The organism is Ancylothrix sp. D3o, from assembly GCF_025370775.1.
In the GTDB taxonomy this organism is placed as follows: Bacteria; Cyanobacteriota; Cyanobacteriia; order Cyanobacteriales; family Oscillatoriaceae; genus Ancylothrix.
This window is the reverse complement of the sequence record NZ_JAMXEX010000014.1, coordinates 38483-50946: the sequence shown is the minus strand read 5'-3', so window position 1 is coordinate 50946 and position 12464 is coordinate 38483. Positions and strand designations below refer to the sequence as shown.

2 protein-coding genes are annotated in these 12464 nt (G+C 43.9%); one reads left to right on the top strand and one right to left on the bottom strand.

Annotated elements, in window-relative coordinates:
* Positions 1-73: 73 nt before the first annotated feature.
* A complete protein-coding gene (locus tag NG798_RS20280; protein ID WP_261225522.1) occupies positions 74-8776 on the bottom strand; it encodes a non-ribosomal peptide synthetase in 8703 nt (2900 codons plus the stop codon).
* Positions 8777-9589: 813 nt separating this feature from the next.
* Between NG798_RS20280 and NG798_RS20275 the strand changes: the two genes are divergently transcribed.
* Positions 9590-12373 (top strand): TonB-dependent siderophore receptor, encoded by a 2784-nt coding sequence (locus tag NG798_RS20275; RefSeq protein ID WP_261225521.1) that lies wholly within the window; start codon positions 9590-9592, stop codon positions 12371-12373.
* Positions 12374-12464: the final 91 nt, after the last annotated feature.

The following is a 12464-nucleotide window of genomic DNA, read 5'->3' as shown; positions in this document are numbered from 1 at the left end:
TAAACGCAGATGAACGCAGATGGGATGGACGCGGATAGGTTAAAGGGTTGGAGTTGGTGGGAGGGTTTTTTAGTTAGCTCAAGGAGGATAGTTTCATGCGATAGGCGGAGCGGGAGACGGGGGCAATTATTGGTTCTTCTACGGTGATTTGTTGAGATTTTCTTTCGGAAATTTTTTCGGCAAGACCAGCCAGTGAATGCCTTTCAAAAATCTCGCAAAGCGGCAATTCTACTTGACAAGATTCTCGCACTTTTCCAGTTAATTGAATTGCTAAAAGCGAATTTCCGCCAAGTTCAAAAAAGTTATCGGAAACACTGAGTTTTTCAATGCCCAAAACTTCTGAGCAAATTCTCACCAGCATTTCCTCAACGGGTGTGCGAGGTTCAATAAAAGTCTTTTGTTCTGGAATTGCTGCATCGGGTTCAGGCAATGCTTTACGGTTAATTTTGCCATTCGCAGAAAGTGGCAGTTTATCGATGATTACAAATGCCGACGGCACCATATAATCTGGCAGTTTTTCGCTCAAAAATTGTCGCAATTCGCAAGTTGCGGGTACAGCATTTTGTTGAGGCAAAATATACACGACTAAGCGTTTTTGACTGTGATTTTTTCCAAAAGCTGTAACAATCGATGTTTTGACTGCTGGATGCTCATTTAACGCGGCTTCTATTTCTCCTGCTTCAATGCGATATCCACGAATTTTTAAACGGAAATCTTCTCGCCCTAAAAATTCGATATTGCCATCAGGTAAATAGCGCCCTAAATCTCCTGTTCGATACAACTTTTCACCGGTGACAGGATGGGTGATAAAACTGGCTTTTGTTTTTTCTTCATTTCGCCAATATCCTTTAGTTAAACCTACTCCAGCACAACACATTTCACCGGCAACCCATACGGGGCAATCTTCCAATTTTTCATTCAAAATGTAATACTTTGTATTAACAATTGGCTTCCCGTAAGGAATGCTCTGGGAAAAACATTTCCTTTGAGATTTTTTGTAGGTTGGGTTGAGCGCAGCAAAACCCAACTCATTAGTTGAATTGAGCGCAGCAAAACCCAACTCATTAGTTGAATTGATCTCATTAGTTGGGTTTCGTTCCTCAACCCAACCTACCAATGAGTCCGTTTTTCCATTTGGCGAAGGTATTGAAGACGGATCGACGTTTTCCACCACATACCAAATATTCCAAAGAGTCGTTTCAGTGGGCCCGCCGACACTGACAACGCGGCATTTGTCCACGAGTTGCCCCAACCGTTCAGGCAGCGTCACCGGAATCCAATCTCCTCCTAAAAATGCCCAGCGCAAGCACACTGGTAGCACATCATTTCGACCGGCAGCGTAATCAAGCAGCATTTCCATCATCGGCGGCACCGAATTCCAAATTGTGACGCCCTCTTTGAGCATCAATTCCGCCCAGTGAGAAGGATCTAGCCGTTTTGCAGCATCGGGAATAATGATTGCCCCACCGGCAGCCAGCAACCCAAAAATGTCATAAACCGACATATCGTGATGCAGCGCCGTCACTGCAATAGCGCGATCCGAAGCACCTACCTTAAAAACTTCGTTGGTGTGCAGGATGGCATTTACAACGCCTCGGTGGGCAATTTCAACGCCTTTCGGCAAGCCGGTGGAACCTGAAGTATAAATCACATAAGCTAAGTCTTCTGGTTGCTGCACCGGCACCAAAGCTTCCTCACTTTCTCCCCTCAATTCATCAGTATCAACGCATATTCGCTGCACACCAGCCGGCCACACGAAGCGCTGATTTACCCAAGATTGCGTCAAAACAAACTGAACTTCGCCATTTTCAAGCAAATACAACAGCCGTTCTTGTGGTAGCGCCGCATCTACAGGCAAATAAGCGGCCCCAGATGCCAAAATCCCCAGCACAGCCACAATTTGCTCCCATCCTTTCTCCATCACAACGGCAACTAATTGATTAGGACGAACGCCTAAATGTCGCAATCGATGCCCAACTTGATTGGAAAGACGGAATAACTGGTTATATGTGAGAGTAACTTTACTCGTAATCACCGCTGCTTCCTGTGCCCGCAGCTTCACTTGGTGAGCAAATAACTCATGCAGCAAGACATCAGGTATAGGTGCATTGATGCCGTTAACAACCGCTCTTTGTTGCAAGTGTGCCGGGGGTAGCATCTTTCGTGCCGTTTTGTGCCACGTTTCCTCTTCTGTGGCGAGGCTTTGTAACAGCCGGCAATAGGCATCAAACATATCATCAATCATGCCTTGCGGAAAAAGGTCTTCCACCGCATCCCAGCTAAAAGACAACCCCTCAGCAGTTTCGGTAAATTGTGCATCTATCCAAACTTGCGGCGTTTGACCGATTATATAAATTAATTCTCCCAATTTTTCAATCATAGAAAAAATTGAATTATCTTCCCCAGGCGCATTTTGTGGATCGATAGTGAATACAACCGGCATCAGTGTTGCGGTGGTACCTTGCGCTTGGGCAAGTTCTCGCAAAATTCGCACACCGCTAACATATTGGTGCTCTAAATCTTGCCATAATTGTTCTTGCAAACGTTTTGCTTTTTTCTCAAAACTTTCTCGATTTGAGTTATCTACTTCCAGCAAAGTAAATGAAGCAAATTCGCCGATCAGTTCCTCAACTTGAGGATGCAAAGGAAGGCGATTAAAACGCGGCACATTAAGTGTAAAGCGAGGCGTTTTACTCCACAGAGAAAGAATGTCTGCGTATGCAGCTAATAATAAGCCGGTGGGTGTGAGATTGGCTTGAGCAGTGCGGGTTTTAAGACGCTGCCAGGTTGCTGCATCTAAACGATTACTCCAGCGTTTAAATCGCGGTTGCGTCAAGGAATTTGGCTGTTTGGCCAGGGGTAATTCTGGGGCCGGTGGCAGCGTTTTTAAGCGATTTCGCCAGTAGTTTAAAGACTGCTCAAATAAAGGTGATTTTTCTAAAGCAATAGTGGCTAATACGCAATCACGGAAAGAAAGTTCCAAGGGTAAAATTTCGATATTTGGATTGGTGTAAAACTTCACCAAATCTCCGAATAAAATTTGAAAACTCCAGCCATCTATGCACAAAGCATCAATACTAATGTGCAGACGAGTACGGCGATCTGTAATTTGGCAAGCGCAAATTTCAAAAAGCGGCCAACGATCCAAAGGTAGCACTTGGTGGGAAAGGCGATTGCGAATTTCTTCTAGTTTTTCACCGGCCAATTCTGCATCAATATTTCGCAAATCAAAAACCTCAATTTTATACACCGGCACCTTTTCTAAAATTTGCTGTTCTCCATTTGGCAAAACTATTGCTCGCAGCATATCGTGACGTTCTACAACTCGCTGCCATGCCAAAGAAAACCGCTCTAAATCTAAATTATCGCTCTCAATTTCTACATAACCGTGAATGGCAACATTACCCATTTCAAAAAAGCTATTTCTGCCAATCCAGTATGCCTGCTGCATTTCGTTAAGCGGAAAAGCTTGGTAGCGATTTTCCACATTTGGAGTAATCACCGGCAGCGAAAAAATCGGCTCTTGTTCTGTGTTTTTTGCCTCGGCTATCACCGCCGCCAAATTTGCCACCGTCGGCGATTGAAATAAAGCTCGCAGTGATATTTCAACCTGAAACGCATCACGCACTTTAGCAATCAATTGAGTTGCCAGTAAAGAGTGACCTCCCAACTCAAAAAAGTTGTCTTCTCTTCCCACCTTTTCCACACCCAAAACCTCAGCCCAAATATTAGCTAAAACTTTCTCTTCTAAAGTTTGAGGTGCGATAAAATCGACTTCGGATGTGTTTGGTAATGGTGCAGGAAGTGCCTTGAAATCAACTTTACCATTAGTAGTTAATGGCAGTGATTCTAAAAACACAAAACTGGCCGGTATCATATACTCAGGCAACTTATCTCGCATCCAGTGGCGCAGGCGTCTCGCCTGCGAATCCTGTGAATTTAAAACAACATAAGCAACTAAATGCTTATCACCTAAATCTTCCTCCCGCACAATAACTACTGCTTCCGCAACATCTGGATATTGACTTAGTGCAGATTCAATTTCTCCCAACTCAATACGGAAACCCCGAATTTTTACTTGCCTGTCAGTTCTCCCAATAAATTCTAAATTTCCATCAGGAAGATAACGTACCAAATCGCCGGTTTTGTAAAGTTTCTCACCTTCTACATTGCTAAAAATATTAGCAATAAACTTTTCAGAATTTAGCTCAGAGCGATTAATATAACCTCTGCTAACCCCCGCACCGCCAATATAAAGTTCCCCCGCTACCCCAATTGGAACAGGTTGCAAATTCTCACCCAGCACATAAATACAAACATTGGGAATAGGACGACCAATTGACACCGATTTTGCTGTAGAAAATTCCCCAGATAACTCGCACCATGTAGCCACAATTGTTGTTTCTGTAGGGCCGTAAGTATTGACGAGGCGCACTTTTTCTGATACGCAATTTCTCCACTGTTTCAGCGACTCTAAAAGCGCCGCTTCTCCGCCAATAATTACCAAGCGTACTGATGGCGGAAATTCTTGTTTTTCTCTGCTGAGTCTAGCAGTTAATTCTCGCCAATAAGCTGTCGGCAAATCTAATATAGTTATTTGCCATTCCTGACACTTTTTGAGGAAAGAAGAAACGCTATCTAACATCGAATACCCACGCAATACCAAAGTTGCTCCTTGCGTTAAACAAGGATAAATTTCTTCAGCGCTGGCGTCGAAACTCAGAGAAGCAAATTGTAGAACTTTATCACCGGCTTTAATGCCATATTCAATACTCGCAGCTTGAGTATAATTTGCCAAAGATTTATGCTCTACCATCACTCCTTTTGGCTTGCCGGTAGAACCCGATGTATAGATAACATAAGCAAGGTTTTCTGGCTGAACTGCACTCTCAGGATTAGCTGAATTTTCTTTAGCAATTCTCTCCCATTCTGCATCCAAACAAATCACATAAATATTATTTGTCGCCGCTATTTGTGCTTTTAATTCCGCTTGCGTTAGCAATACCCGAATTTCTGCATCTTCTAGCATGAATGCGAGGCGCTCTTTGGAATAGTTCGGATCGAGCGCTGCATAAGCACCACCGGCCTTTAATACCCCTAAAATAGCCACAATTGCATCAAATGAGCGCTGCATATATATCCCAACAATCACATCAGGTTTTACCCCAAAAGATTGCAGGTAATGTGCAAGTTTATTCGCTCGCTCATTGAGTTCGCGGTAAGTAAGAGTTTTGCATTCAAATTGCACCGCCACAGCATCAGGAGTTTTTGCCACTTGTGCTTCAAATAAGCGATGAATGCAGGTATTTTGAAAGTTATTTGTTTGAGTATTATTCCACTCAAATAAAAGCTGCTGAGTTTCTGCTTTTGTAAGCAAAGATAAATCTGACAGCCGTGCGGCGGAATTGGCAACGATACTTTCTAATAAATTTTGAAAGTGTCCTGTCATTCGGGCAATAGTTGCCGGTTTAAATAAATCTGTACTGTATTCAAACCAGCCTTTAATCGTTGTTTCTGTGGCTTCTATTTCGAGGGTTAAATCAAAGTTTGTGGTGCCGGTGTGGATTTGTTGGCAGTTTAAACTTAAACCAGGCAATTCTAACGCGAATTCTGAGGCATTTTGAAAAGCAAACATCACCTGAAATAGGGGCGCATGACTTAAATTACGCTCTGGTTGTAATTCTTCTACAAGCTTTTCAAACGGCAATTCTTGATGTGCATAAGCGCCTAAACTTACCTCCCGAATTTGAGCAAGCAATTCTCGCAAAGTTAGATTGCCGGTTAAGTTAGACCGCAAAACTAAAGTATTGACAAAAAATCCAATTAATGATTCAGTTTCGCTGGTATTACGACCGGCAATTGGTGAACCGATGAGGATATCTTCTTGGCCGGTGTAACGATAAAGCAGCGTTTTAAATGCTGCCAACAACGTCATAAATACAGTTGTTTTTTCCGTTCGGCTTAATTGCTTAATTGCCTCTGTTAAATGCTCTGGCAATTCAAATAATTGCCGGCTTCCCTTATAACTTTGAACAGCAGGGCGAGCAAAATCTGTGGGTAAATTTAAAATTGTTTCGCTACCCTTTAATTGCTCTTTCCAGTAAGCAAGTTGAGTTTCTACTTTTTCTCCTTGCATCTGTTGACGTTGCCAATTTGCAAAGTCTGCATACTGAACCGGCAAAGCTGGAATTTCGGCTAAATTATTATCAACAAAACCTTGATAAAATGCGGCTAATTCTCGCAAAAACACGCCCAAAGACCAACCATCAAAAATGATATGGTGTGCCGATAAAAGCAGGATATGTTCACTTTCAGATAAGCGCAAAAGTTTAGCCCGGAGCAAATTAGCTTGAGTTAAATCAAACGGTAATTTTGCTTCTTCCGCAGACAGTTTTTGCACTTTTTCTTCGCGTTTGCAAGCATCAAAATTACTTAAATCTATAATCGGCAACCAAAAATTACCAACAGCCTTAATAACTTGTATGGGTTGTTTTTCGGCACTTGTAAAACTTGTTCTCAAAATCTCGTGCCGGTCGATAATTTTCTCAATACTTTGTCTGAGTGCTTCGGCATTAATTTCTCCTGTCATCCGAACTGCACCGCAAAGGTTATAAAAAGGATTTCCTGGTTCCAATTGATCAAAAAACCACAAGCGTTCTTGAGCAAAAGACAGGGGTATATTTTCAAGCCGAGAAACTGGCTGAATAAAAGCACTAATCGGCTCTTTTGTCAATTTTCCTAAAATCTTTTCTGCCAATTGAGAAATGCTCAATTCCTCAAATAAGTCTTCAATTGCTAAACCTATTTTTAAGTCAGCTTCGATGAGATTTTTAAACTCAAACACCGTCAACGAATCAAAGCCAAAATTCCTAAAATCTTGGGCTGATTCAATTTGAGCCAAACTAACTTTCAAAACCCGCGCTACCTGCTGTCGCAAATAGTTTTCTAACTGTGTCTGCTGTTCTTCTAAACCGGCTGTTAGCAGATTTTCTCGCGTCAGCTTATTTTCAATTTCAACAAAATCAGATATTTCTAAAATGCTACTAGCCACAACTTCCAAGTTGCCAGCTAAAAACTCTGCATAGGCGGCGCGGCGTTGAATTTTGCCGCTAGTTGTTTTCGGAATGCTGCCAGGTTTTATCAGCAAAATTCCATAAGTTTGCACCTCATATTCCACCGCAATTCTGTCACGGATGGCGCTTAGAATTTCTTCGCTATTCGCCGGCACTTTGCGACTTTCTAATTCTTGAACAATAACCATTTGTTCAACACCGCTCACTTTCACAGAAAATGCTGCATTAGCCCCCAAACGTAAACCGGCATGACTACGTTCTGCTGTTCTCTCTATATCTTGCGGGTAAAGATTGCGACCTCTAATAATAATTAAATCTTTAAGCCGGCCTGTAATAAACAGTTCTCCCTCGCGTAAAAAGCCTAAATCTCCAGTTCTTAAAAACGGCCCTTCTCCTGTATCAGAAAGATAGGCTTGAAAAGTTTTTTCTGTCTCTTCTGGGCGATTCCAATAACCTCGCGCCACAGTTTCACCGGCTACCCAAATTTCTCCTACTTCGTTTGCAGCGCACTCTCTCAAAGTTTCAGGATTAACAATGATAACTTTAGTGCCAAAATCTGGAAAACCGCAGCCTACTAAAGTTCTGATTTCTTGCTCTTCTGGTGAAGCTTCTAGTATTTGATTGTTTTCCAGCGCCTCTGCTTTTACTGCTAAAAAAGCCGGTGTTTCTGTGCTGCTAACTGTGGAAATTTTCAGCGTTGTTTCTGCCATTCCGTAAGCCGGACAAAAGGCATCAGCACGAAATCCGAACTCTTTAAAAGCTTCGCTAAATTGTTCGAGAGTTTCTTTATTGATCGGTTCTGCGCCGTTATAGGCAACGCGCCAACTGCTCAAATCTAAGTTTTTTTTGTGCTCAGAGAAAATTTTGCGCGAACATAACTCATAAGCAAAATTTGGGCCGCCGCTGTGGGTGGCTTTGTAGCGAGAAATAACTTCTAGCCAACGAATCGGGCGCTGAGTAAAGGCTGCCGGTGGCATAAAGTAACACGGAATCCCCATATAAAGGGGTTTGAGCAATCCGTCAATTAACCCCATGTCGTGAAAGGGGGGAAGCCATGTAACGGCTACGCTGTCGGAGTCGTGCTGAAAGCCTCGGTGAATGTATTCAATATTGTATAGAACGTTTGCATGGCTTACCATCACGCCTTTCGGTGTGGAGGTTGAGCCGGAAGTGTACTGAAGATAAGCCACTTCATCCGGTTTAATTTGCGGCGGTTGCCATTTTTGGCTGTCATCGTAAAGCGTTTCTATTGCCAGCCAGCGCAGGGTTTTGAGTTCTGGCGCTTGCGAGCATAGCTGCTCTAAATTTTCCAGGTGTCGGGCGGGCGCTAGGGCTATTGTTGCCTCGCAGTCTTTGGCGATGGCGCTAATTTTCCCTAAATTGCGTTTCAGCTTTGGCGGATAAAGGGGAACTGCAATAACTTGGGCGTACAAACATCCGAAAAATGCGGCTAAATAGTCCAATCCTGGGGGAAACAGCAGTAAGGCTCGTTCGCCACTCATACCCAAAGCTTGAAGCCGTGCGGCGTGTGCCCGCGCGAGCTTGTCTAACTCTCGGTAAGTCAAGCTGGCTGTTTCGGTTTCTCCATCTGCCAGAAATGTATATTTTTGCTCTGGTTGGTGGAGCGCTCGGTTTTGGAGAAGTTCTACTAAAGTGGCAGAACTTTGGGTGAGTTGCTTTCCGTTAATGCTGTTGTCACTCATGGATTTCTCTTAACCTAAAAGTCTTGTTTGCAGCAGGCCAAGGGGTTAGATCAAAATTTCTCAAAATGGCCTTTCCCGCTGGGAATCGCTGGCGGGTGTCACGAGTCTCCTGTTTGGGCCGTTTTAGTCTTCAGTTCAGATACAAGCGCTTAAAAGGGGTAAAAAGCGTTGGTTTTGAAGTCTTCCTGTTGATCGCTATCACGTCAAGTCCCAAGGATCTGGGGCGATTCACAGCTATGCTTTACAGCTATTGACTTTAAGTACAGTAGCTTACTTGGTAGTAATTCTCAATAATAGTTTAGTAATTCTGTTGGTTTGTGTCTTTTTATATATGAAAATCTTTTTTAACAGGGGCCGGAGAGTTTCGACGAATTGCCTTATAAGCTTGTTGGAGTGGGCAGTTTAGGCACATCTGACCACATTCGAGAGGGGTCTGATCTCCCAGATTAAATTGAAAGTAATTTTCATTAATTTAGGCTTGACAGGCGTGATAGCTCTGGTATCTAATTAACATACTTTCTTATTAAGGCTCTAGGGACTTCTTGCTCTAACCCAGGGGCACGCCAGCCTAGAGAACTTGTTGACTCTCCTAACTGACTGAGGGGCGCGTCCTCCCGTACCTCCAGCATTCTCAAACCAAGCCCGTTAGCGACGGGACAATCAAATCGATTTGGGCCCAAAACTGGGCTGTGTTTTCGATTGGGTAGTTTCAGAAGTTATAGAAGAGCAGCAAGGCTGTAACAGATCGTGTTGTGCAAGCAACTCAAACCAGAGAGCCGAAGTTCCATCAATTTTTGATTAATAAAAAAAGTAATGAACAGATCGCAGCAATTACTAAGCAGCCTTGGGCTGGCAGGATTCACCTCGGCACTAATCGCTCAGTCGGTTTGCGCGGCCAATATCGCGCAGGTGACTGCCGTTCGCGTCAACCCTACGCCAGAAGGCATTGAAGTTGTCTTAGAAACTGAAGGTGGTAGAGCGCTGCAAGTCTTTACTACCAGTTTTGGCGACACTGTACAAGCTGATGTTATCTCTGCTCAACTGCGATTAGCGGGGGGAAATCAGTTTCGTCGAGACAACCCGGCTGCTGGAATTGCTGCTGTAACCGTTACTCCTTTAGATACCAACAGTATCCGAATCAAAGTGATTGGCCAGGGCGGGCTACCAGTGGCACGGGTGGAACAAGGCGGTGGGGGTGCAATTCTCAGCTTAAAACCGGCTACCGGGACGGCTCAAACACCGGCCCCTCCTGGGGTAACACAGCCGCCGGTGCAGCCCGGAGTACAGCCGCCTACAGTCCAGCCTGGAGTGCCGGTGGATTCTTTACCAACTTTGCCGCCTACAGCCCAGCCAGGAGTGCCGGTGGAGCCAGGAGTACAGCCGCCTGTAGCTCAACCTGGGGTGCCGGTGGAGCCAGGAGTGCAGCCGCCAACAGCCCAACCGCCAACAGCCCAACCAGGAAGACCGACCCAACCAACAGCCCAGCCAGGGGTGACGCCTCAACCGGGGGCTGATCGAATTGAGATAGTCGTCACTGCAACCCGAATCGAAGAAAATGTGACCAACGTGCCGCGCTCCATAACAGTAATAGACACAGAAGAAATTGAGGAGCAGGTAGGGCCATCGAGAAATATAGGAGAAGCTCTAGCAAATCAGGTTCCAGGTTTCGCGCCTCCAACTCAAACTACCACCACCTATGGCCAAACTTTACGAGGCCGTGACGTTTCTGTTTTGATTGACGGCGTACCGCAAACCACCAATATTCAATCTTTTGGCAGAGAATTTAGAACTATCGATCCCAGCGCTATCGAACGCATTGAGGTAGTGCGTGGTTCCACCGCTATATACGGCTCTCAAGCTACCGGCGGTGTGATTAACATTATTACTCGCAGACCAACAGAAGATAGCCTAACTTCTACAGTCGAATTAGGTGCAAGTACCTCTTTAACAAATACCGAAGATGGTCAAGGCTTTAATGGTAAATATGGTATTTCTGGTAGAGAGGGTAATTTTGATTTTACCGGCAGTGTTTCTCTGGCAAGCAGTGGTGCTTTTTACGATGCCCAAGGTGATCGCATTCCCTATTTTGAACTCGGCGGAGATAGCAGCAGAATTCTCAACATACTGGGCAAAATTGGCGTAGATTTAGATGACCAGCAACGGTTACAACTGAGCTTTAATCGCTATCTGGAAACACAAAATCCTGATGTTATCCCAGATTTTAGCGTTGATGATGAAGAGGGAACGCAAAAAGCTCGTGCCATCAAAACCGGCAATTTAAATATTATTGGAGGGCAAACACCAGGAAATAGAAATACACTTTTTAATTTGAGCTACACCAACGATAACCTTTTTGGTAGCAGCCTACAAAGCCAGATTTACTATCGAAGAAATTCTAATATAGGCGTGCCTTCCGATTATCGTAGCTCCGATTTCTTTGGCCCGTTTGTTGGCGTTGCTAATTCTCGAACCAGAACTGAACAATTAGGAGGCCGGTTAGCAATTACCACACCTTTATCTAGTGACGAAAAGGTACGATTAGTTTGGGGTGCGGACTATGTAAACGAAGATAGCGAACAGAATTTTGATCTTTACGATCCCAATGAATTTGATGCAACAGGAGGGCGGGTTTACCGGAAAATTGCTGAGCGTCCTTTCGTTCCTGCTTACAATTACAATAGCCTTGGCCTTTTTGGTCAATTAGAATGGAATATTGATGAAATTGTCATTTTAAGCGGTGGTATTCGTCACGAACGCATCGGCTTAAGAGTTGATGATTACACGACCTTTAATGAGCGAAATATCCAAGGAGGAGAGCGGAATTTTGATGCAACGGTTTTTAACTTAGGAGCAGTCTATAAACTTGACGAAAACTTTAGTGTATTTAGCAACTTTTCTCAAGGTTTCTCTGTACCAGATTTTGCTCGGATTCTCCGCCAACCTCCTGATGATTTTGTAGGGATTGAATCTTCTTTAAACATCACTCAACCGCAGAAGGTTAATAACTACGAAATTGGCATCCGAGGAGGCTGGTCAACGGTGCAAATGTCGTTAGCTGCTTTTTATAATACCTCTGATTTGGGAATAAGTTTTCAGCCGGTTGGCAACACAGGCCGGTTGGAACTTATTCGCGCCCCAGAAAGGATTTATGGTTTAGAAGCTACAGTTGATTGGCAGCCGGAAAAAACCTGGTCAATTGGCGGGACTGCTACTTATCTGGAAGGCGAATATGAGGACGAAGATGGAAAATACATAGGCATAGATAGCAGCCGAATTCCCCCGGTAAAACTAACAGCTTATCTGGAAAATCAAACTACACCAGAATGGAGTAATCGTTTGCAACTCTTATATTCTGGAAATCGGGATCGGGCCTTTGAAGATGGCTCAGATGGTGGCCCTATTAGTAGCTATGTAACCTTAGATTACATCAGCACAATTCAAGTGGGAAATGGCCTGCTACAACTCAAAGTCGAGAATTTATTGAATAACGAATATTTTCCCGTTCTTTCGCAATATCTAGCCGGTTTTGGTGCAGATAGTTCTAACTATGCAGCGCGAGGTTTAACTTTCAGTGTTAATTACCGTCTGGACTGGTAATTATTTATCGGCTGGGTAATTTAAGCTAATCAAAAAGTAGGCGTTACAATACACCAAAAAAACGCCTACTAGATGAGAAAAACAGTACAGG

Excerpts from the sequence above, each read along its gene's own strand:
- NG798_RS20275 (WP_261225521.1), top strand. The coding sequence starts at position 9,590 with ATGAACAGATCGCAGCAATTACTAAGCAGCCTTGGGCTGGCAGGATTC.
- NG798_RS20280 (WP_261225522.1), bottom strand. The coding sequence starts at position 8,776 with ATGAGTGACAACAGCATTAACGGAAAGCAACTCACCCAAAGTTCTGCC.